The 21,314-nt window shown below is 37.5% G+C and carries 21 protein-coding genes, 1 pseudogene and 1 riboswitch; of the genes and pseudogenes, 15 read left to right on the top strand and 7 right to left on the bottom strand.

The window, feature by feature from the left end; translation table 11 throughout:
* Positions 1-85: 85 nt before the first annotated feature.
* The 6 genes from H1P_RS17035 (at position 86) to fghA (ending at position 5,536) form a co-directional block, all read left to right on the top strand.
* Entirely contained in the window at positions 86-793 is a 708-nt protein-coding gene (locus tag H1P_RS17035; RefSeq protein ID WP_144869523.1) for a response regulator transcription factor, read from the top strand.
* 91 nt (positions 794-884) lie between these two features.
* Positions 885-1,271 carry an adenosylmethionine decarboxylase gene (gene speD, locus H1P_RS17030; protein WP_144869521.1) on the top strand — a complete coding sequence of 129 codons (387 nt, stop codon included), beginning with the start codon at positions 885-887 and terminating at the stop codon, positions 1,269-1,271.
* A 124-nt stretch (positions 1,272-1,395) separates the two neighbouring features.
* Positions 1,396-1,866 (top strand): VOC family protein, encoded by a 471-nt coding sequence (locus H1P_RS17025; protein WP_144869519.1) that lies wholly within the window; start codon positions 1,396-1,398, stop codon positions 1,864-1,866.
* 167 nt (positions 1,867-2,033) lie between these two features.
* Positions 2,034-3,401, top strand: a complete 1,368-nt coding sequence (locus tag H1P_RS17020; RefSeq protein WP_144869517.1) for an aromatic ring-hydroxylating dioxygenase subunit alpha — start codon at positions 2,034-2,036, stop codon at positions 3,399-3,401.
* Positions 3,402-3,585: 184 nt separating this feature from the next.
* A complete protein-coding gene (locus tag H1P_RS17015; RefSeq protein ID WP_144869515.1) occupies positions 3,586-4,443 on the top strand; it encodes an inositol monophosphatase family protein in 858 nt (285 codons plus the stop codon).
* 241 nt (positions 4,444-4,684) lie between these two features.
* Positions 4,685-5,536 (top strand): S-formylglutathione hydrolase, encoded by an 852-nt coding sequence (fghA, locus tag H1P_RS17010; RefSeq protein ID WP_144869513.1) that lies wholly within the window; start codon positions 4,685-4,687, stop codon positions 5,534-5,536.
* 120 nt (positions 5,537-5,656) lie between these two features.
* Here fghA and H1P_RS17005 read toward each other — a convergent pair whose 3' ends face one another.
* The 3 genes from H1P_RS17005 to H1P_RS16995 form a co-directional block, all read right to left on the bottom strand.
* A complete protein-coding gene (locus tag H1P_RS17005; protein ID WP_144869511.1) occupies positions 5,657-6,358 on the bottom strand; it encodes a TVP38/TMEM64 family protein in 702 nt (233 codons plus the stop codon).
* 48 nt (positions 6,359-6,406) lie between these two features.
* Positions 6,407-7,273 (bottom strand): DUF547 domain-containing protein, encoded by an 867-nt coding sequence (locus H1P_RS17000; RefSeq protein WP_144869509.1) that lies wholly within the window; start codon positions 7,271-7,273, stop codon positions 6,407-6,409.
* A gap of 719 nt (positions 7,274-7,992) precedes the next feature.
* A complete protein-coding gene (locus tag H1P_RS16995) occupies positions 7,993-8,646 on the bottom strand; it encodes a ceramidase domain-containing protein (protein ID WP_144869507.1) in 654 nt (217 codons plus the stop codon).
* Between the two features lie 333 nt (positions 8,647-8,979).
* Between H1P_RS16995 and H1P_RS16990 the strand changes: the two genes are divergently transcribed.
* Positions 8,980-9,687: an exosortase, PEP-CTERM interaction domain protein gene (locus H1P_RS16990; RefSeq protein WP_144869505.1), complete on the top strand. Its 708-nt coding sequence runs from the start codon at positions 8,980-8,982 to the stop codon at positions 9,685-9,687.
* Between the two features lie 427 nt (positions 9,688-10,114).
* Here the strand turns inward: H1P_RS16990 and H1P_RS16985 are convergent, their stop codons facing one another.
* Positions 10,115-11,062 (bottom strand): DMT family transporter, encoded by a 948-nt coding sequence (locus H1P_RS16985; protein ID WP_144869503.1) that lies wholly within the window; start codon positions 11,060-11,062, stop codon positions 10,115-10,117.
* A gap of 404 nt (positions 11,063-11,466) precedes the next feature.
* A riboswitch (guanidine-I (ykkC/yxkD leader) is annotated at positions 11,467-11,608 on the top strand.
* Between the two features lie 76 nt (positions 11,609-11,684).
* Here H1P_RS16985 and H1P_RS16980 point away from each other — a divergent pair.
* The 7 genes from H1P_RS16980 (at position 11,685) to H1P_RS16950 (ending at position 18,059) form a co-directional block, all read left to right on the top strand.
* Positions 11,685-12,863, top strand: coding sequence for an agmatinase family protein (locus tag H1P_RS16980; RefSeq protein WP_144869501.1), 1,179 nt, complete (start codon positions 11,685-11,687; stop codon positions 12,861-12,863).
* 187 nt (positions 12,864-13,050) lie between these two features.
* Complete coding sequence (locus H1P_RS16975; RefSeq protein WP_246141759.1) at positions 13,051-13,800, top strand: class I SAM-dependent methyltransferase; 750 nt, start codon at positions 13,051-13,053, stop codon at positions 13,798-13,800.
* 27 nt (positions 13,801-13,827) lie between these two features.
* Positions 13,828-14,205: a hydrogenase maturation nickel metallochaperone HypA gene (hypA, locus tag H1P_RS16970; protein WP_144869496.1), complete on the top strand. Its 378-nt coding sequence runs from the start codon at positions 13,828-13,830 to the stop codon at positions 14,203-14,205.
* A 118-nt stretch (positions 14,206-14,323) separates the two neighbouring features.
* Positions 14,324-15,010 carry a hydrogenase nickel incorporation protein HypB gene (hypB, locus tag H1P_RS16965; protein ID WP_144869494.1) on the top strand — a complete coding sequence of 229 codons (687 nt, stop codon included), beginning with the start codon at positions 14,324-14,326 and terminating at the stop codon, positions 15,008-15,010.
* Between the two features lie 36 nt (positions 15,011-15,046).
* Positions 15,047-16,090: an ABC transporter substrate-binding protein gene (locus tag H1P_RS16960; protein ID WP_144869492.1), complete on the top strand. Its 1,044-nt coding sequence runs from the start codon at positions 15,047-15,049 to the stop codon at positions 16,088-16,090.
* A gap of 275 nt (positions 16,091-16,365) precedes the next feature.
* Entirely contained in the window at positions 16,366-17,202 is an 837-nt protein-coding gene (locus H1P_RS16955) for an ABC transporter permease (protein ID WP_144869490.1), read from the top strand.
* A gap of 92 nt (positions 17,203-17,294) precedes the next feature.
* Positions 17,295-18,059 carry an ABC transporter ATP-binding protein gene (locus H1P_RS16950; protein ID WP_144869488.1) on the top strand — a complete coding sequence of 255 codons (765 nt, stop codon included), beginning with the start codon at positions 17,295-17,297 and terminating at the stop codon, positions 18,057-18,059.
* On the opposite strand, the gene H1P_RS16945 is transcribed toward H1P_RS16950, so the two are convergent.
* The 3 genes from H1P_RS16945 to H1P_RS16935 all read right to left on the bottom strand — a co-directional run bounded on the left by H1P_RS16945 (position 18,049) and on the right by H1P_RS16935 (position 20,996).
* Positions 18,049-18,741: a protein kinase family protein gene (locus tag H1P_RS16945; RefSeq protein ID WP_144869486.1), complete on the bottom strand. Its 693-nt coding sequence runs from the start codon at positions 18,739-18,741 to the stop codon at positions 18,049-18,051. The genes H1P_RS16950 and H1P_RS16945 overlap by 11 nt on opposite strands.
* 58 nt (positions 18,742-18,799) lie before the next feature.
* Positions 18,800-20,329, bottom strand: a complete 1,530-nt coding sequence (locus tag H1P_RS16940; protein WP_144869484.1) for a YifB family Mg chelatase-like AAA ATPase — start codon at positions 20,327-20,329, stop codon at positions 18,800-18,802.
* Between the two features lie 208 nt (positions 20,330-20,537).
* Entirely contained in the window at positions 20,538-20,996 is a 459-nt protein-coding gene (locus tag H1P_RS16935; protein ID WP_246141758.1) for a hypothetical protein, read from the bottom strand.
* Between the two features lie 137 nt (positions 20,997-21,133).
* Between H1P_RS16935 and H1P_RS16930 the strand changes: the two are divergent.
* Positions 21,134-21,314, top strand: a pseudogene (locus tag H1P_RS16930) (IS5/IS1182 family transposase); the annotation flags it as partial.

The raw sequence follows: 21,314 nt of genomic DNA, 5'->3' as shown, positions 1-21,314 counted from the left end.
TTGTTTCTTGCTTCTTCGCACAAATTGCTAAAATTAGTAAAGAAACCAGCTTTGTTTTATTAAGATCGGGAAAATTTGAGGCAATATGTCAGAACAACAAAAATTACTCTTAGTAGACGATGAACCAGGAGTAAGAGAATCAGTACAAGCCTATCTAGAAGATAATGAAGAGTGGCTGGTAAAAACAGCTAGTAGTGCCGAAGAAGCATGGAAACTGTTAGAACAAGAAACTCCCGATTTGATTATTTCTGATATTATGATGCCTCAAACCGATGGCTATCAATTTTTAGAGCAACTCAGAGAAAACCCGCGTTATCAAGCAATTCCTGTGATTTTCTTAACAGCTAGGGGGATGACAAGAGATCGCATTAAAGGTCATGAAACTGGTTGTGATGCTTATCTGGCTAAACCTTTCGATCCAGAAGAATTAGAATCAATTATCCGAAATCTTTTAAAAAGAAGAGATACTATTGCTGGTAACAATGGAGATGGTTCAGAACTAGCAAAAATTACTCAAGAGCTAGAATATATCAAAAGAAAACTAGACGAACAAACTACCCAAAGTTCTGGTTTTGAAGTAACACCATCTCCTATTAAAATTGAATTAACTCCCAGAGAACAAAGCGTATTAGACCTAGTTGCTCAAGGATTAATGAATAAAGAAATTGCTAAAACATTAGAAACTAGCGTACGCAATGTCGAAAAATATGTTAGCCGTTTGTTTAGTAAAACAGGTACCAATAGTCGAACAGAATTAGTTCGTTTTGCCCTCAAACACGGCTTAACCAATTGATCGTATTTTCTTAAAAAACTTGAGGATAAATATTAGTTATGCTATACCTGAAAAGCATGATTAAGTACACTGTGGAGTAGAATAAAAATGAATGGAAAAAATGGGAACTCATCTGGTAGTAGATGCCTGGAATGTGCCTCAAGAAATACTCAACGATTCAGAGCAAATTCGCCAAGCACTACTTAAAGCAATTTCCGCCGGAGAAGCTACCCTAATTGATTTATGCGTACATCAATTTAGCCCTTATGGTGTGACAGCTACAGCCACTTTAGCAGAGTCTCATATTGCCATTCACACTTGGCCAGAATATGGTTATTTTGCAGCAGATTTATTTTTTTGTGGTGCGGGAAAACCTGTAGTTGCCATGAAAATTTTACAACAAGAACTTCAAGCCTCACAAGTAAAAGTACAACAGATAGATCGCGGTTTTCCGACACAAAATATTAAAAATAAGTTAGAAGCTTCTATTACTTATTAAATTTCTAAGTATCATTTATTTTAGTAGTAGATAAGCTTAACTTTATCAGTAAAATTATAGTTAAGTATTTTTTTTCTCAAATAACAAGTCTTTCTTGTTTCTTAATTCTTCATTCTTTAAAAATATGACTTTTAGTACCGAAAAAGTAACTATCGGTTTAGGTGACGGAACATTAACAAGCGTACATCACATTGCGTTTAACGTGAAAAACATGGAAGCGTCTTGCCATTTTTATGGCAAAATCCTGGGTTTACATCAACTTACAGGTGCAGAAGTCCCAAAAACTTTAGTCAACCTAGTACAAGAAGGCAAAGTTGCTAACTTTAAAACTCCTGATGGTACTATTATTGACCTATTTTACGAGCCTGAACTCGATCCTCCAGATGCGAATCCTGACGAACAGTTTACCCGTGCTAATCATTTAGCTTTTGGTATCGAGCCAGAATTATTCGATCGTGCAGTAGCTATTTTACAAGAAAATGAAATCGCGATCGCAAGTGGGCCAGTAACTCGTCCTACAGGAAGGGGTGTTTATTTCTATGACCCTGATGGCTTTATGATAGAAATTCGCTGCGATCCACTTATTGAGGGATGAAGGATGAAGGATGAATGATGAATGATGAAGGATGAATGATGAAGGATGAATGATGAAGGATGAGGAAGGTAATAGGCATTGGTGGAAACCACCTGTCACCAACCACTAACAACCAACCAAATTTTTGTGTAACAATATTTCACAAAAGCACACAAAGATTTAAGGTCATGACGGTTACTCTTGATAAGACAATTACTGCTGGTGGTAACGACCCCACAAAATTTGACCCCAAAGAAGCTTGGTATCCTGTTTACTATCTTGATGATTTAGATCGAGCCAAGCCTAATAAATTTACTTTACTTGGTATCGATCTTGTTATTTGGTGGGAAACTGCTACCCAATCTTGGCGTGCTTTTGAAGATCGATGTCCCCATCGCTTAGTACCCCTCAGTGAAGGTAGAATCAACGAAGATGGACTACTAGAATGTCCTTATCATGGATGGTCTTTTTCTGGCGAGGGTAAGTGCGAACATATTCCCCAGCAAGTTGCAGGAGGTCAAGCAGAGACATCTAAAAGAGCCTGTGCAACTTCTTTTAAAACTGCTGTAGCGCAAGGTTTACTATTTGTTTATCCTGGTAATCAGGAAAATGCCGAGAAGGTAACAGTACCTATCATTGAAGCGATGGAGGAATCTTCCAAAGAGTGGATCTGTTTAAATACTTTTCGTGATGTTCCCTATGATGCTCTGACGTTACTGGAAAATGTCATCGATCCAAGCCATGTTCCTTATACTCACCACGAGACTGTAGGGAAAAGAAGTAACGCAGCACCAGTGGAGTTAAAGGTAACTCATTCGGATAAACAAGGTTTACAGGGTATTTGGGAAGAAGGACCCCGCAAAGGTTCATTGGGGACACAATACACTAGCTTTGTTGCGCCCTGTTTAATGTGGCACGATCTTACTTCTAAACAGTTTGGTAGGACTTTAACAGTAGTTTATGCTACTCCTATCGGAAAAGGAAAATGTCGTTTGTTTGCACGCTTTCCTTTTAAGTTTGATTCTCCTATTCCGCGTTTCTTTATTAAGTTAAGCCCCAAATGGTATACCCATATCAGCAACAATAATATTCTCGAAGACGATCAAATCTTTCTACATCATCAAGAAAGGTATTTAGGTATCTTAGGAGGTAGCGAAAACTACAGTAAAGCATTTTATTTACCCACAAAAGCTGATTTATATATATCTGAATTGCGTCAATGGGTTAATCTATACAATGCCGATCCTTTTGCTGATGATAGTTTTTCTACGCCCTTACCGAAAGAACAGTTATTAGATCGTTACCATTCCCATACCAAGCATTGTGCTAGCTGTCGTGGTGCATTAAACAATATTCAGAAAATTAAAACCATTAGCGGTGTGATGGCAGTAATTGCTTTGGGTATCAGTCCTGTAGTAGGATTACTTTCGGATACTGCTTGGCTATCTTCTGGAGTAAGTGCGATCGCTTTACTAGCTAGTCTAACATGGTGGCAACTCTCCAAACTAGAACGTAAGTTTTATGAAGGAATAGACATACCCGCAAGGAATAAGTAGGTAGTTACACAATAATTAAATGGTCTGGATGACGAAGTTAGAGGATGATTGGGAAAATTTTAGGGTTTTTAAATTTAAAATCATCCCACAATTGTGTAATGCCATGAAAAAATTGTAGAGACGTGAATTTTCACGTCTTCATGTTTTAATACAATGGTTGAGTTTTCCATTAGTAGAGTTTTTCATGGTCATTAATCCTTCTCCCCGTGAGATTATTACTGCTTTATTACCTCATTTACGAGTAGCTGCTGGTTATGCACGTCATCTTCAGAGTCAAATTAACTCTCTTCCAGATAAAGATGCAGGAGATAATCTCTTTACTGCTGCTTTGACTGATGCCGATATTTCTATTCAAACCTTAATTGAAGTGGCTATATTAGGTACTTTTCCTAATATGAGGTTTTATGGAGAAGAGTATGAAAAATCTCACAATACTAAATATTTTCGTTCTATTGAGTTAGGGGAACAAGACGATTATTTAATTACTCTAGATCCGATAGATGGCACTAAATTATATCTTGATGGTAGTGATAATTATCTGATTATTTTAAGCGTTTTAAATGCGGATGAATACGAAGCAGTAATGACAATTTCTCCTGCTAACAATTCTTACTGGTTAACTTTCAGGGGAGAAGGCATTTATCAAGGAGATTTAGACAAAGATTTAGATGCTTGTACTCCTTTAAAAGCGATCGATCATCAACCAACTATCTTATTAGGTTGGGGTTTGGCATCTCTGAAACCACCATTAGACAAGAAATATCATGTAATAGATTTAGAACACTCTTATATTCCTGATAAAAACTTTCCTAACTATAAAAATATGTTTTCTGGAGATTTAATTGGTTGGGCAACTAAAAGAGGCAAATTTATTGATAGTGCAGCATTAGCTTTTATGGCAAAAGAAGCTGGTTATATAGTAACCGATCTAGTTGGTTTACCTTTAGTACCTTTATCTAGTTGTGAAAACTACAGTTATGAGGGAATAGTTGTGGGTGTTAACCGAGAAGTACATCAAGATTTATTAGCAGCAGTTAATTAATAGTAATTTCATTATCATAGATTTATTAGCATCAATTAAATAAAGCTATATAAAAATGAAAAAACTATATAAATAATCGATTAAAGATTACCCTCAAATTATTAAATTTGGGATTTTAGAATCGACAAACTGCACTATAAGTTCACAAGATTAAAGTATAGGTATTAGTTTAACAATCTTGCAAAAAATCCTGTTTAATTTAAAAAGTCAAAATAGCTAATTATCCAGAAAGTTATAAATTATGTCTAATTCTCTCAAGCTTAAATCGGAAAATCTTTGTTTTAATGGCACTGTAGCTTATTATTCTCATTTCTCTTCAGTCTGTAATTGTGAGATGAATTTTGCCGTTTACCTACCACCTCAAGCCAAGTCTCAATCAGTACCAATTCTCTATTATTTGTCTGGTTTAACCTGTACTGAAGAAAATTTTACCGTTAAAGCTGGAGCGCAACGTTATGCAGCAGAATATGGCATTATGCTAGTTGCTCCTGATACCAGTCCCCGTAATACAGGAATAGCAGAAGAAGATGAAGCTTGGGATTTAGGTACTGGTGCAGGTTTTTATGTTGATGCTACGGTTGAACCTTGGAAAAAACACTATCAAATGTATAGTTACGTTACTCAAGAATTACCCCAATTAATTAACGCCAACTTCCCTGTTTTAGCCAACAAACAAAGCATATTTGGACATTCTATGGGAGGACATGGAGCATTAATTTGTGCTTTAAAAAATCCCGATAAATATCTTTCTGTATCGGCATTTGCTCCTATTACTGCACCGATAAATTGTCCTTGGGGAGAAAAAGCTTTTACTACCTATTTAGGTCAAGATAAAAAGCAGTGGCAACAGTATGACGCTAGTGAATTAATCAAAAAAACTCAGTTAGATTATCCTATTTTAATCGATCAAGGAATGGCTGATACTTTTTATGAGCAGAAACAACTACTTCCCGAAACTTTTCAATCCGCTTGTCAAGAAGTAGGTCAAGCTTTAAACCTCAGATTTCAACCAGGATACGACCACAGCTATTTTACAATTTCTACCTTTATGGAAGATCATATTAAACATCATGCAGTAGTTTTGTGTAGTTAATATAGCAATGGGCGAGAAAGCCAGGACATTTTTGAAAATAAAGATGTTTACGACTTAAGAACAACTCACAGTAATTCTAGTTAAACAATGGTAAAAACGAGAAAATAGCGAAATTAATGACTAATTTAATTTATTTTTTAATTGTTTGCGAGCAACAAATCCTAAATAAATTGTCAATAATAAAGTTACTATGATACCTACAATAGAAAAAAGCCACTGAGTTTTACTGTAACTATCATCAGAGATTCTCATAATTACCATACTTAAGTCTCCGATTGCAGAGCCAAAAAAAGTATAAAGTAAAACTCCAGGGAGAATCCCTACTAAAGTTGCGAGAACAAAGTCTTTAAAAGCAATTTTAGATATACCCAAGACATAATTGAGTATGTTGAAGGGAATTAGAGGAGAAAGATGGAGCAAACAAGCAATTTTCCACCCTTCACTGGCGATCGCTAGATCGACAGCTTTGAGATAGGAATTTTGAGTTAACTGCTTTTTTACCCAGTCTCTTAAAAAATATCTTCCCAACCCAAAAGCACTAAGCGCACCAAAAAAACCGCCGACAAAAACTACCACTGCACCCAAAATGTTACCAAAGAGAGCACCACCTCCTAAAGCTAAAATCGATCCAGGTACGCAAAATAAAGTAGCAAGGATATAAATAATCATAAAAGCGATCGCTCCCCAAATTCCTAAACTATCAATCCAAAGCAATATTGGGGATACAATTTGGTTGAATTCAATATGGCGAACCGCTAAAACCAGTAAAAAAGCCAAGCTAAACCAGAGTAACCATCGGAGCTTTATCTGTCTATATTTCATTAGGAAAACTTTGTCAGCCAGGGTAAAAAATTTCGTCTTTATCAAGTTTTAGTTTTTAGAGTGAATATTGAGCGACCAATCATAATCAAGATATCTTACTTTATAATTTCCTTCTTTAAGATATTTTGCATCTTCTGGACTGACATAATTACTAATAAAATTGAGTGCTGCTTTTTGTTTCTCGTTACCTGCGAAGCCTTCGTTTGTTCCATAGTTAGGAATCCAGTCTTCGCCAAACCATTTGAAGATCGCCGACATAGAAACAGTATTATTCTGACGATCGATATTTAAACCGCTCTCAGAATTGGATAACCAAGCATTAACTTGATCGTCTAGCTGTGCGTCTAAATTCTCACCGCGATAGGGTTCATTACGTAGAGGTGGACAACTTATTGCTGCACAAACTAAAGCTGCATGAATACGTGGCTCATTGTAGTCTTTTCGCAGTGTGCCGTGTTCAATTCCATCAAGAGATTTATTCTGACCAACTACCTGATATTGCTCTTTCTTCCAAACTTGAGGAATATCGCGAATACTTTTTGTTAAAGGTTCTCGATCGATGATTGCTGCTAGGGTATAGGAGTTATAAGCGTTTATCAAAAAAGCAATCTGCTCATCTTCGCTCCAGCTCAGAAAATTTGCTGGTGCAACAGAGCCAACACTATTGTTAAATTCATCCAAAGATTGACGATTTGTCTGTAATTCTGAATAGTTAACGAATCCCCGCTCGTCAAGATATTGACCTAAAAGATTGGCGTAGCTATCATAGCTTACTGCTTCACTAGGATTAACTGTTGCTACAGCTTGAGTATCCTTCGGTTCAATTTCACTGAGTAAGGATTTCGATTGAGAGCAACTAGCCAAAAGAACTACGGTAGAAACTAAAATAAGCGATCTCTTGATCGAGGAAAACATAGTGGTTTCAATCTCCAACTCAAAATTCATACCGATCATTCTGACGATCGATTATTAGAAGAAAATGAGACAGAGTTTAAATTTTCAAAAAATAGCAAAAAAGTTACAATTAGTATCGGCTTCGGTAGAAAGAGATCGAGCAATTTTACCCTTCTGATTTCTTTCTTCTAAAAAATGGTTGGGGCTTGAATACTATTTTTGTAATCGTCAAGATCGCTAACCCCAAAACGATTAAAGCTGTCCACAAGGGAAAAGCAATACTCAATAGTAAATAAAAACCAAATCTACAATATCATGTTGCGATCGCTATTAAATATCGAATCATTGTTTCTAGATGATCAAGATAAAAGCTAAGTCACTACTGTTATTGTATAGTAATTTCAAGCGGGGAAAGGCGGATGTAGCTGCTCCTGAAGCGAACCAACCCGTGTAAAAACCAATTTACCGCTAACTCGATTGAGTTAATCAATGCTCGGATGGCGAGTACCGTAACCATCTAGTGGTAAAAACAAGAGCGTTGTCACCAAAAATCAATTAAACTCCTGTGGGACGAGGGAGTCTGCCTGGGTAACGCCTAGATCGTTGCGAGAGTACAGGGCATCTTCGGATAGCCAAACCTCTGGAGGCAATAGAAGACCTTGTACAGGCAAGCTTGTATAGGGCATTTGCCAGAAACAGGAAGCCGTGCCGTCATACTCGAAGAGTTGATGTCTGGTAGTTCACTGATTGAGTGCTGGTTCTTCAGAGTTTGAACAATTCTCAATTAAAGCTCTCATTAACAGATACAGCATAACTCCATTAAGTAAATGCCAGAGAAAATGAGTACCAATAGCCCAATAAGGACAAAGAGCTAAATCCACGCTACGAAAACCAAGAGCCAGAAAAAATACTCCTGTAGCTCTCAAAATCAAAAAACGATCTTTTTTGATTTGCTGCCAATGATAAAGCCCTAATCCTAGTAAAATTCCTATTCCTGGTGCATAAGTAATCGATCCGTTTGCTATTTGACTAAACTGAAAAGTTACCAGAATTGAACTGAGTAATAAAACTATCAGCAAGACTATAACCAGATTTTTGAGCTTAATTACACGTCTGCTATAAATCCAGAGATAAGCTATTTGGAACAAAGCAATCGGAATAATATCTAAAAGTTTGGTCAGTGAAGTGGCAAAAGCATGAAAGAGGCTACTACCAACCCCAATTGCCAACAGCAAACTAATGAGTAAAAAGATGGTATTTGAGAGTACCTTTCTTTGATGAGCTAAGTACCAAGCTGCCCACCCAGAAAGAAAAAAAGAGATATTGGACAAAGTATTAACAGGTTCAGCCCATAAACCCGCTCCTACACGTTCACAGTATAAGTCAATCATCATTATTAACTTTCACTCTTGTTTGTACTTATTATAAAATTATGACAACATTTTCTTTTGCCAATAAATCTGAAATATTTTAATTTAATCTTATTAATATAGCGATCGCCTCACTGAAGAGAATATTTTACCCCTCTTATGTCACTTTCCGAGATTAAGGAGTAGTAGAAACAACAGATTGTTAAGAAGAGACGAGCTCAGACGAAGCTGAGGTACTGAACGATCGCGCTTATCGGATTAATGATAAATTAGACATACCCTATTCCTCAACTATCATGTAGTAATATCAAATTTGGAGATAGTCTTTAAGAGTATTGAAAAGAGAGAGGAATAAAGATGACAGCTTGGAAAATAACAACAGTAATCTCTTCGGGTTTTTTACTGACTTTGAGTGTTGCTCGAACTAATGCTGCCGTTTTGATTGCACCAAGTAATCTCGATTCTCTCGAACTAGGCCCAGCGATTATTGGACCATTAGGACCCGAAGTACCAGGAACGTTTGTAACTAATGATGCAGAAGAGATTGGCAATTTAAGAAGCAGCGTCTTTTGTCCTCTTGGTACAGAACAAGCTGATTGTCCCTCCGATTCCATAGAAACCTTTACTTATCGCCATATCGTTACGCCAAATACCGACGATCTGGCCTCCTTTACAGCTGGCTTTCCCGTCAATGGTTTTACTGGAGTAGCTGGCTACAGCTTTGGCGAATCTGGCGCAGCAGGTGGTAGTGGGAACGATACGGACTTCAACATCGTTTTTAATGATGATAGCGACGAGACTTTGAGTTGGAATCTGAATGCTGAGAGCGATCTCTTTTTTGACAGTGACGAAACTATTACTTTTTTCTGGCAATCGACAGTTCCTCCCGCAGGGCCAATAGGTAGCTATAGTATTAATAATGCTGTCACTGGAACAGCAATAGGTCCTGCCCCTGCCACAGATGCTTCCCCCACTTCCGTTCCCGAACCTAGTAACTGGGGATTTTTGGCTCTATCTATGATTTTTCTGGCTCGATTAAAACCTAATTCGCGATTTTCATCTTGAAAACACTGTTTTCTACGAGTATCGCCGTTATTCGTAATTTTGATGAAGTTGCAGTGGGAAAGTTTCATGTTTGTTTCTTTTGCAACATTTCTCATGACCTTCACGAGTAATAAGTAACAGTAACGAGTAACTCGTCATTACCTCTGAGGAGAAGGAGCGAGGATTCAATTATTGAATTATATTTCTATATTTTCGCGCATTTATGAGAAGGCTTTAAACCTAACTTCGGGCTTTACTTATTACTTATTACTTAATGACGAGTTACTTGAGCCTCGTTGGGCGTGGTAACTACCCATCTCAGCAATACAATATCCTGGAATCTTACTATCTGGGAAAATGCAGCGATCTACCTTCAGTAATTTTTGAGCTTGTTTAATCGCTGACTGACCTCGACTGATAACTTTAAACTAAATTAAGTTGAAGATGTCTAAAAGCGATCGCTTTTACTCTTTTGATTAACTAAAAGCACTCCCAAGAAAATAACCGCACCGCCACCTAAAGCAATCATTGTGGGTATTTCCCCTAACCACAACCAGGCAATTGCTAAAGCAACCAGAGGAATTAAAGATAAATAGCTAGCAGCAACAGATGCAGGAATTTGTGATAAGACATAAGACCAAGCAATATAGGCGATCGCTCCTGGAAATACTCCCATATAAATTACGGCTAAGTTAGCACCAAAAGATGCATTTGAGATGGAAAACATCGCTTTCGGCGCAAAGAAAAACAAAAAGAATGTCCCCGCTAGAATAGCATAGGTAGTAAATTCAACTGCGCTATATCTCCGTAACAGTGATTTTTGCATCACCGAATAAATGCTAATTGCCAGAGTAGCTACAAAAACTAGCAAAGTACCCGATGAAAACTGCAATACACCATCTTTACTAAAAGCAATAACTCCCACTCCTAAAATGCACAGTAGTACACCAAGCCAACCCTTAAGATCGAGCTTTTCACCATAAAATAACCGAGCCAAAAGAGCAATAATCCCGATTCCTGAAGAGATAATAAAACTAGCCGTTCCTGCTGCAACTGTCATTTGCCCTGCATTTAACATGATGTTGTAGACAGTAAAGCCAATGAAACCCAGTATGGCGATCGCAGGAAGATCTCTACTTCGTGGTAAAGACATACGTCTGCCAACAGCATAGATAACTAAAGTTATAGAAGCAACAACATAGCGTAAAAATGCAAGTTCTGTAGGAGTATAAGTATTTAAAGCGATACGAATTGCGGGAAAAGCAGAAGCCCAAAACAAAATAGCTGCAACTATAGCGAAAATTACCAGTGTTTTCGGACGATTGTTTTTACTTCGAGCTTTAGGTTCACTAAAATTGGAATTTCTAGTCTGAAAAATTGGCGTAGATAAAGTCATAAATTGTCTTGCTTAACCATTCAAAATATACATAATAAACCACATCTAGTTTTAATATGAAGGATGTTGAGGTATCCATCTTGACCCTGTACACTCCCGTCTATCACCTTGTTGAAAACCGCAGTTTTTAAGATAACTATTCGAGAAAGTAGCAAGTAGAGAATAGTAAATGATGAGAATTATTTGCTCCAGTAAAATTTCAGTTTTCTATGTAGACGAGGTTTACTTTATTAATGAGGAGGCTTTATACCAGAGAAGGTGGCTTGGTAAAAATGACCGTAGTTTATTAGGTTGACTTATTTGTTTCTAAAAATACAACTCAATAACAATTGTTAACATTTTTTGTAAAATTAGACACATTTTTTACAAAGACTAGCTGCTAGATTCTTAACAACTAAAATTTGAATATTTGCTTCTAGGGTTCCGATTTAAGAGTTTAAAGTTTTTAAATGACTGGTCCAAGAGAGGCAGGCTAACTGGAATTTTTAACAACAGACAATTTGTTTCAAGTCAGTAGCTACACGGCGGGATAAAAGCCCGGGAGGATTTGGCGTTTTGCGATATCAGCGTCAGACTTCCTGGGCTTTTGTATTGAAACTTAGTATACGTGAGGAAGTATTTTATGAATGAGTTACCCTTTCAACCTCCCAACGAAAATTCGAGTGAAGCGCAACGAGCCTTAGACAAAGAGAATCGGTTACCTTTAACAGGATGGCAACAGGAAGTAGATCGCGGGTTAGAATTTGGTTTAGATGCTGCTGAAAGCATTAAAGATCGCAGCATTCCCACTTTTTCGCGGGGAGAATTACCCCACTATGCAGGTATCAATACTTTCCTCAAAGCTCCCTATCTCGAAAATGTCAGACAAGTAGGAAATTATGATGTGGCAATTATGGGAGTTCCCCATGATTCTGGAACTACTTATCGCCCTGGTACGCGTTTTGGCCCTCAAGGTATTCGGCGGATTTCCGCTCTTTATACTCCCTATAACTTTGAATTAGGGGTGGATTTGCGGGAACAAATTACCCTTTGTGATGTGGGAGATGTGTTTACCATTCCTGCTAATAACGAAAAATCTTTCGATCAAATTTCTAAAGGTGTGGCTCATGTCTTTAGTTCGGGTGCTTTCCCGATTATTCTAGGGGGCGATCATTCTATTGGTTTTCCTACAGTCAGAGGTATTTGTCGCCATTTAGGAGATAAAAAAGTAGGTATTATTCACTTTGATCGCCATGTGGACACCCAGGAAACAGACTTAGATGAAAGAATGCATACTTGTCCCTGGTTTCATGCTACCAATATGGCAAATGCTCCTGCCCAAAATTTAGTGCAGTTGGGTATTGGAGGCTGGCAAGTACCACGGCAAGGAGTCAAAGTATGTCGGGAAAGAGCTACTAACATCCTGACTGTTACCGATATTACGGAGATGGGGTTAGATGCAGCTGCCGATTTTGCCATAGAAAAAGCTACCGATGGTACAGATTGTGTTTGGATTAGTTTCGATATCGATTGTATCGATGCAGGGTTTGTTCCTGGTACTGGTTGGCCCGAACCTGGTGGCTTATTACCCCGTGAAGCTCTTTATTTACTCAAGAAAATTGTGCAAAATACTACTGTTTGCGGGATAGAAGTAGTAGAAGTTTCTCCTCCTTATGACGTAAGTGACATGACTTCCTTAATGGCAACTCGCGTTATTTGCGACACGATGGCTCATTTAGTAGTTTCGGGACAGTTACCAAAAGCAGAAAAGCCTTCATATATTCATGAAGAAGCCCAGCAAGTAGATGAACCTTGGCAATAAAGAGAGTTGGGGAGATGGGGAATTAGGGGTGCGAAATAAGATGTATCTGCGGATTTAGGGAGGATTTTTAGATGGTTACCTGGTAGGTTGAAAAATCGCGATCTCACGCTCTAATATCAGTTCAACATCTATGTACTAAGTCGGAAATCAAGCAAAACAGATCATGAGCAATGACCAACTTTTCCAAATGAATCCTCGAAGTCGATTTAGTAACCGTGCTGAGGACTATGCTAAATATCGCCCCAGTTATCCCTCTGAAGTAATTGATTGTATTTTGCAAGGATTAGAAACAAATCAGTTAATTGCTGCTGATGTTGGTGCTGGCACAGGTATTTCTTCCCGTTTGTTGGCAGATAGAGAAATTCGAGTCATAGCAATCGAGCCTAATGCAGCAATGAAACAAGTAGCGGAAGCACATCCTTTAGTAGAATTCCGTGATGGTAGTGCAGAGGAAACAAAATTAGCTGACAATTCAGTTGATTTAGTTACTTGTTTTCAATCCTTTCACTGGTTTAATCCCGAACTAACCTTAAAAGAGTTTGCTCGTATTTTAAAGCCGAAAGGAATATTAGCAGTAGTCTGGAACAATCGCGATCGTGAAGACAAATTTACCCAAGAATACAGTCATCTAACTCAAATTGCCTCTCACAACCAATCTGAAATGCGTTATGGCACTGAAAGATTTCTTCGTGATACAGATTCATTTGCTCCTGTTCGTCATTTAATTTTTTCTTACTACCAAATACTAGACTGCAAAGCTCTAATTGGTAGAGCGATGAGTACTTCTTATATTCCCAAACAAGGAGGAGTTGCCACTAAATTTATTCAAGATTTAGAACGATTGTACGAGCAATATAAAAATAATGATGGTTTAGTCTATTTGAAATACAATACTAATGTTTATTTAACCTCTTTGTTGTTAAGGACTTTTTACTGATTACCGATCGCCTACTTTCTCAAAAAAATGCACGAAACTGATATGACCAAGGCTTTAATCTTAACGGTTAAAGATTGGTACGAATCCCAACTAGAAAAACCTAAGATCGAGAAAATTCATTTAATTGTCGGTCAATTTACCTGTGTCGAACCTGTTAGCTTGCAGTTTGCTTTTGAAGTACAAACTCGTAATACATTTTTAGCAGAAGTCGAATTAGTCATTAAAGATATTCCTCTAGTTGCTTTTTGTCACACTTGCCAACAAGAATATAAACCAGAAATCGGATTACAGTATAGCTGTCCTGATTGTAATTCACCTATGGAAGATATTCGCTCTGGTCGAGAATTAAAAATAGATCGTATTGAGTATTCTTCTGTAAATACTTACGAAAACGTTTCTCTTTGATTATTAGAGCAAATGTCATTTGCCCCCAGCAACTAACTGATATTAGGGGATAAGCTTTGTGCTCCTAGCAATTAATCTATCCTCATCCTTTATGCTTTATAATTCATCCTTTAAAATCATGCACCAAACATTTGACGCTGCTTTAGAACTTAATTTACTCCATGCCAATCAAGAAGGCGCGAATCATAATCGAGAACATTTTGATAAGTGGGGTATTAGCTGTTTCAATATTATGAGTAGTCCAGGAGCGGGCAAAACCGTTCTATTAGAAAAAACTCTCGCTGCTTTGCAAGATAAATTAAGTATGGCAGTGATTGAAGGAGATATGACTACAGAATTAGATGCAGATCGCCTTCGTCAATATAATGTTCCTGTAATCCCTATTAACACTGGTCGTTCCTGTCACTTGGATTCTAAAATGGTTGCAGGAGGAATTCATACTTTAGAACATGAATATAACCCCCAAGAGATTGATTTAGTTCTCGTAGAGAACGTGGGTAATTTAGTTTGTCCCGCCGAATTTGAAGTAGGAGAACACGCTAAAGTTGCTTTGCTTAGTATTACCGAAGGTGAAGACAAACCTCTCAAATATCCCGTAATGTTTCAAGAAGCAGACTGTCTTTTAATTACTAAAACCGATCTCGCACCTTATTTGGATATTGACCTCGATCGCATTGCCCAAAATGTGCGTCAAATGAATCCCAATGTCACCATAATTTCTGTATCTGCTAAGACAGGTGATGGGCTAGAAGTTTGGTTTAATTGGATACAAAATCAGGTTTCAACACTAACTCTTTGTCACTAAAGATATATTGTCTATCAGATATATTACCTAAACTCTATGAAACGTAGAAAACTATTTTCATTATTCACCGTATTTTGTCTTAGTTTAGTTTTAACTATTAGTTGTTCTCAAGCACCCCAAAATAATACAGATGATAATGCAGCAACTACCCCAGATTCTGGCTCAGAAAAGATAGTTCTAGGCTATAGTAGTTGGGCTGGTTGGTGGCCTTGGGCGATCGCAGAATCCGAAGGTTTATTTGAGAAAAACGGAGCTAATGTTGAACTTAGATGGTTTGATGGTTATTTAGCTTCTATGGAAGCTTTTGCAGCAGGACAATTAGATGGTAATTGCCAAACTCTTAACGATACAATTTCTTTTGCTGGGAGTTCAGTTAATGGACAAGTAGCTGTTTTAGTTAATGATAATTCGGCTGGAAACGATAAAATTATAGTAACGGAAGATATTAATACAATAGAAGATTTAAAAGGTAAAAAAGTGGCGGTAGAAGAAGGCGTTGTTGATGACTTTTTACTCACTTTAGCTCTTGAAGAAAATGGAATGTCTCGCGATGATGTCGAAATTGTCAATTTAGAAACTGGTGCTGCTGCTGCTGCTTTTGCATCGGGACAAACTGATGCGGTGGGTGCATTTCCTCCTTTTTGGTTAACAGCATTAAAGCGCGAAGGTAGTAAAGAATTAATCTCTTCTCAAGAATTTCCTGGTGCAATTCCCGATCTTTTAGTAGTTAGCCAAAAGCTAATTGATGAGCAACCGGATCGAGTTCAAGCATTGGTTAATACTTGGTTTGATATCCTCAATTTTATGGAACAAAATCCTGAAAAAGCTGATGAAATCATGGCAAAAAGGGCCAATGTTACAGTAGAGGAATTAGAACTATTTAAAGAAGGTACAAAAATATTTACTATAGTAGAAAATCTCGAAGCTTTTAGCGATGGCGACAGTATGAAAAATATGCCTTTTGCTGCTAAAAGAATGGCTCAATTTATGTTGGATGTAGGCTTTATTGAATCAGCACCAGATTTAACTAAAATTTTTGATAACCGATTTGTCAAAGCCTATGCAGAATCTCAGGAATAGGTAATAGGTAGGAAGGAATAGTATAGCTTTTGGCGTTGCTGAATAGAAATGCTAATCAAGAAATCAAATTATTGAAACATTGATTTTTTCGTGGACACTTGCATCAAAAGCATTACACACTTACCAACGCTTAGCTTTTTAATTTACTGATATCTTCATTCCTCATTCATCATCCTGTCTTGGTCAGCGTTCCCTTGCGTCTTACGCCGACGCGGGGTCTGACCGCTCATTCCTCACCCTACTTTCTTTATCCTTCCTCTTTTTTCCTTAAGGTAATGAAACTGAAACACAAAAAAAACTTTTTAAAACGTAAAACATCTGGTATTGAACCAACAATATTTTGGCGGATTGCCGACGATATTCCTCAGTATTTATCTTGGGGAATGATGTCTTTTTCAATTCTCATTCCTTTAATTTTTTGGTTTATATTTGCTAACTATTCAGGAATAGAATCAACATTTTTGCCTTCTCCTTCTGATGTTATCAAAGCTTTGGGTGGATTATGGGAAAAAGGCTTTTTAACTCAAGATATTGCTGCGAGTTTTACCAGGGTTAGTTTAGGTTTCTTTTTATCTGTTTTAGTGGCTATTCCTTTGGGAATTATGATGGGTTCATTTGCTAGTATTCGAGCTTTATTTGAACCTATTATTGGCATTGTTCGCTATATGCCAGCACCCGCTTTTATTCCCTTACTAATTATCTATTTAGGTATAGACGAAGCTCCTAAAATTGCTTTAATTTTTATTGGGACAGTATTTTTTAATATCTTGATGATCATGGATGCGGTGAAATTTATTCCTAAAGATTTAATCGAAACTACTTATACTCTAGGAGGCTCACGCTGGCAAGTTTTAACTCAAGTTATTATGCCTTATGTTGTGCCGAGTATTATTGATACTTTGAGAATTAATATTGCTACTTCTTGGAATTTAGTTGTGGTAGCAGAGTTATTAGCAGCATCGGAAGGCTTGGGAAGAAGAATTATACTGGCTCAAAAATTCTTAAAAACTGATGAAATATTTGCCTGTTTAATTATTTTAGGTTTAATCGGTTTTATTCTAGATCTATCTTTTCGCTTATTACTTAGATTTACTTGTAAATGGGCATTCTAATCAGTTATTAACGATTGGAGATCGCTAAATAATTAGTCGTTATCAATCAACAACCAGCAACTAAACCTCAACCATTAACCATCAACAATAAAATGCACTTAGAAATATCTAATTTACATAAAGAATTTTCTACAAAAAAAGGAACTGTAGTTGCTCTTCAAGATATTAATATGCACGTTGAGAGAGGTGAATTTGTCTGTGTTGTCGGTGCATCTGGTTCGGGAAAATCAACTTTATTACGTCTTGTAGCAGGTTTAGACTTTCCCACATCGGGAGAAATTACTGTAGATGATGCTATTGTAGCAGGACCAGGAGAAGATAGAGGAATGGTGTTTCAAAGATATACTCTTTATCCCTGGATGACGATTCAAAAAAACGTTGAATTTGGTTTAAAGCTATTAGGAATTAGTCGAAATAAAAGAAGAGAAGAAGCATCTTATTATCTGAGTATTGTCGGATTATCGGATTTTGCTAAATCTTATCCCAAAGAACTATCGGGTGGGATGAAACAAAGAGTTGCGATCGCCCGTGCTTTAGCTACCAACCCCAAAATACTCTTAATGGATGAACCTTTTGGCGCATTAGACATTCAAACTAAAGAAAATATGCAGCAATTTCTCCTAGAAATTTGGCGTAGAACTGGCTGTACCATCTTAATGATTACCCATGATGTGCGAGAAGCTGTATTTTTATCGCAACGAGTTTATGTCCTTTCTGCCAGACCTGGTACAGTTAAAGAGGAAATCGTTATCGAACTACCAAGCGATCGCGATTATCAGATAAAACGACAACCAATATTTCATCAACAAGCTGATAGAATTGTAGACCTACTTAGAAGTATTTCTGCTACTGTTTGATAGTTGTAATCTTATTGATAATCCTAGATGAGATAGAGCGATATAAACGATAACAGCTACGCGTACCATCCAGCATCCAATAAGGTATCGGTAATCGAAGCCAAGAAAATAAAGGTAGATATAGCAAATAGTAAGCCTTTTTTAAATCTTTCCAAGCCCAACAGGATGATGAGTCTAAAAAATCAGAGACATCAACAACTAAACCTTGATCTTGGTACATCATCACATTGCGTCCATGAACATCATGGGGTGTTAAACCTTTTAATTGAGCATATTCTAAAGCAAGATCGATATCTTCAATAACTTGTTTGGGAATTTTTAAACCCAGATGCACACAGTCATATAGAGTAACTCCATGTAGCCGTTTTAAAATCAACCAGTTTGCTTCTGCATGGAAGCATTGAGAAAAAGAATGATGATTCCCAAGACGGCGATATACTTCGACTTCTTCTGCCCAACCCAATCGCTTTGGAGCATAAATTTTGACTACAAGATCGCTGTAGTCAGGATGACTAAATACAGCAGCATAGTTTCCCGCTCCTAATAATTGCCACGGTTGGGGAATTTGAGTAACTATTACTGGGTTGTAAGGTTGTATACTCTCAATGGCGACATTAGCAGCTAATTTCTTAACAATTTCAATGGGTGGCAAGGTAAAGCGATCGCTTGTACGAGAAATCATCTTGCAATATAATTACACTACATTGATTTCCAATATAATCAATTCCCGTTAAATTCAGCTACTGCATCCGATCTATAGTACGGTACTGAATTGCTTCTGCTACATGGGTAATTTTCAACTCTTCATCTCCAGTAAGATCGGCAATAGTACGAGATACTTTGAGTATTCTGTCCATTCCTCTAGCGGACAAACCTAATTTTCTGATTGCTCCTTCCAAAAGATTTCTGATAGTATCATCTAGCTGACAATATTTTCTTAAATGATGCGATCGCATTTCTGAATTACAACTAACATGAGCATCCTCTTTAAATCTTTCTCTGGCGATATTTCTCGCAACTATAACTCTTTCCCTTACAGAAGCGGAAGATTCGCCCTTACTCTCTCCTGTCATTTCTTCTGGCTTCAAACGGTTCACAATTACTTGTAAATCAATTCTATCCATCAAAGGGCCAGAAAGGCGCGCCCAATATTGCTCTCTTTGTCTGGGAGAACAGGTACATGGTTGAACAGCATCCCCAAAATAACCACAAGGACAAGGATTAGTACTAGCAACTAGAGTAAACTGGGCGGGTAATACTACAGACTGACGAGTGCGAGAGATCGTAACTTGACCATCTTCTAGAGGTTGACGCAAATACTCTAAAACATTGCGTTTAAACTCAGTTAACTCATCCAAAAAAAGTACTCCCTTGTGAGCCAGAGATATCTCTCCAGGGCGCGGAAAACTACCACCACCCACTAAAGAAGGGCCACTAGCAGAATGATGGAGACTACGAAAAGGTCTGGTAGTGATTAGTGAACCTTTGTTTTTTAATAATCCCGCAACAGAATGAATTTGCGAAACTTCTAATGCTTCCTCAAAATCGAGAGGAGGCAAAACACCGGGTAATCTTTTAGCTAGCATAGTTTTACCACTACCAGGAGGGCCTGTGAATAGCAAATTATGTCCTCCCGCAGCAGCAATTTCTAACGCTCTTCTTGCTTGTACTTGACCCTTAACATCTTTGAGATCGAAATAACTACGATCTAAGCGATCTGTTTGTTTGGCTGCATCTACTTCTACTGCTGAATATTTTTCGGGAGTTTCTAAAAACCGCACAACCTCTTCTAGATGCTGAAAGCCATAAACGCTAATTTCTTTAACTACTGCTGCTTCTTGGGCATTATCAGTAGGAACAACCAAGCCTGTAATTCCCATTTTGCATGCTGCTGCTGCTATGGGTAAAACTCCCGCTACAGGGCGTAAACTACCATCAAGGGACATTTCTCCCAAAAATAAGCAATCTCCTAATAGGTCGGCATTGACCTGTTCTGAAGCTGCCAAAACCCCCACTGCAATAGAAAGATCGAAACTAGGTCCTTCTTTACGTAAGTCAGCAGGGGTTAGGTTAACTACAATTTTCCTGGGAGGAAAGCCAAAACCCGCATTTTTAACGGCTGCCTTAACTCTCTCTTTACTTTCTTGTACCGCAGTATCGGGTAAACCGACGACAATGGTTTTGGGAAGACCCCCAGCCACATCTACTTCTACCCCTACTTTAACAGCATCGACCCCAATAATTGCAGCACTCCAAACCCTAGCAAGCATCTATTTTTTAATCAGTTCAATCCCGCTAGTATATTCTTGATGACTGCAATTATCTAACCGAAAATTCACTAATATTTTTGGAAAACTGACAATCGATAAAATTGATAAGTAGTTTCGCTTTATTAAACACCTAATGGTTAATTTGAGGTGTCGGGTTTAGGGTAAATTTTTCCGTAGTTTATTTGATTTTGTTAAAGTTAGATGTAATTTAATTTTCCTCATCACCAAAGCCCAAAAAGTCTTTGAGCCATCCTAGAAAGAGAGCAACATCTTTAGCGGAAATTCTTAGTAAAGATAGTATACCCACCGCAATTAAAATTGTGCCAAGGAAAAAATTCTCTTTGTATAAGAATAAACCAACGATCGCGATAAAGTAAGGAGACGCAATCCAACTAATCTTGTCTGCTGTACTTGCTGGCTTTGAAGTTTCTGCATTATCGACTTCTATTTCAGGAGGATTCAAGCTTTCTTTAGTGGTTTTTGCCAGGGATGTTGTTTCTTTTTCTATTTCAGGAGGATTCAAGCTTTCTCTAGTGGTTTTTGCCAGGGGTGTTGCTTTTTGGGACTCGCCATCAACCAATATATCATCTATATCACCAGGTAATTTTAATTCGGGAATTGATGGAGTTTGTGATTTAGGAGTTTCGCGAGGAGGTTTACCAAACATAGGTTATCAGAAAGTCAATATCAAATACATACTAGCTATAATTTGTAGTCCCTGTCTCTAAAAAAATAATTTAAATAATAGACCTCTTGCAAAAGTCTAATAAAAAAGAGATAAATAGGTCAGTAAGAAGAAAAACTATGACCTATAAAAAAGTAAAACATCTAAGAGATCGGGAGTTTAAACGCCTCTGCGGAGTGAGAAAAGAGACATTTGCTCAAATGGTTAAATTAGTAGAAGAAAATGAAGCTCAAAAGACTAAAATAGTCAGACCGTCTAAATTAACTCTAGAAAATCAAGTATTGATGACTCTAGAATATT

Source organism: Hyella patelloides LEGE 07179 (genome assembly GCF_900659865.1).
Taxonomy (GTDB): domain Bacteria; phylum Cyanobacteriota; class Cyanobacteriia; order Cyanobacteriales; family Xenococcaceae; genus Hyella; species Hyella patelloides.
This window is presented reverse-complemented; position numbering and strand designations above follow the sequence as displayed.

What these genes read in the sequence shown, in the direction of transcription:
- H1P_RS16975 (WP_246141759.1), top strand. Translation starts at nt 13,051, where the DNA reads ATGAATCCTCGAAGTCGATTTAGTAACCGTGCTGAGGACTATGCTAAA.
- H1P_RS16980 (WP_144869501.1), top strand. Translation starts at nt 11,685, where the DNA reads ATGAATGAGTTACCCTTTCAACCTCCCAACGAAAATTCGAGTGAAGCG.
- hypA (WP_144869496.1), top strand. Translation starts at nt 13,828, where the DNA reads ATGCACGAAACTGATATGACCAAGGCTTTAATCTTAACGGTTAAAGAT.
- H1P_RS16990 (WP_144869505.1), top strand. Translation starts at nt 8,980, where the DNA reads ATGACAGCTTGGAAAATAACAACAGTAATCTCTTCGGGTTTTTTACTG.
- hypB (WP_144869494.1), top strand. Translation starts at nt 14,324, where the DNA reads ATGCACCAAACATTTGACGCTGCTTTAGAACTTAATTTACTCCATGCC.
- H1P_RS16945 (WP_144869486.1), bottom strand. Translation starts at nt 18,741, where the DNA reads ATGATTTCTCGTACAAGCGATCGCTTTACCTTGCCACCCATTGAAATT.
- fghA (WP_144869513.1), top strand. Translation starts at nt 4,685, where the DNA reads ATGTCTAATTCTCTCAAGCTTAAATCGGAAAATCTTTGTTTTAATGGC.
- H1P_RS16950 (WP_144869488.1), top strand. Translation starts at nt 17,295, where the DNA reads ATGCACTTAGAAATATCTAATTTACATAAAGAATTTTCTACAAAAAAA.
- H1P_RS17025 (WP_144869519.1), top strand. Translation starts at nt 1,396, where the DNA reads ATGACTTTTAGTACCGAAAAAGTAACTATCGGTTTAGGTGACGGAACA.
- H1P_RS17015 (WP_144869515.1), top strand. Translation starts at nt 3,586, where the DNA reads ATGGTCATTAATCCTTCTCCCCGTGAGATTATTACTGCTTTATTACCT.
- H1P_RS17035 (WP_144869523.1), top strand. Translation starts at nt 86, where the DNA reads ATGTCAGAACAACAAAAATTACTCTTAGTAGACGATGAACCAGGAGTA.
- speD (WP_144869521.1), top strand. Translation starts at nt 885, where the DNA reads ATGGAAAAAATGGGAACTCATCTGGTAGTAGATGCCTGGAATGTGCCT.
- H1P_RS16935 (WP_246141758.1), bottom strand. Translation starts at nt 20,996, where the DNA reads ATGTTTGGTAAACCTCCTCGCGAAACTCCTAAATCACAAACTCCATCA.
- H1P_RS16985 (WP_144869503.1), bottom strand. Translation starts at nt 11,062, where the DNA reads ATGACTTTATCTACGCCAATTTTTCAGACTAGAAATTCCAATTTTAGT.
- H1P_RS17020 (WP_144869517.1), top strand. Translation starts at nt 2,034, where the DNA reads ATGACGGTTACTCTTGATAAGACAATTACTGCTGGTGGTAACGACCCC.
- H1P_RS16995 (WP_144869507.1), bottom strand. Translation starts at nt 8,646, where the DNA reads ATGATGATTGACTTATACTGTGAACGTGTAGGAGCGGGTTTATGGGCT.
- H1P_RS17005 (WP_144869511.1), bottom strand. Translation starts at nt 6,358, where the DNA reads ATGAAATATAGACAGATAAAGCTCCGATGGTTACTCTGGTTTAGCTTG.
- H1P_RS16955 (WP_144869490.1), top strand. Translation starts at nt 16,366, where the DNA reads ATGAAACTGAAACACAAAAAAAACTTTTTAAAACGTAAAACATCTGGT.
- H1P_RS16940 (WP_144869484.1), bottom strand. Translation starts at nt 20,329, where the DNA reads ATGCTTGCTAGGGTTTGGAGTGCTGCAATTATTGGGGTCGATGCTGTT.
- H1P_RS17000 (WP_144869509.1), bottom strand. Translation starts at nt 7,273, where the DNA reads ATGTTTTCCTCGATCAAGAGATCGCTTATTTTAGTTTCTACCGTAGTT.
- H1P_RS16960 (WP_144869492.1), top strand. Translation starts at nt 15,047, where the DNA reads ATGAAACGTAGAAAACTATTTTCATTATTCACCGTATTTTGTCTTAGT.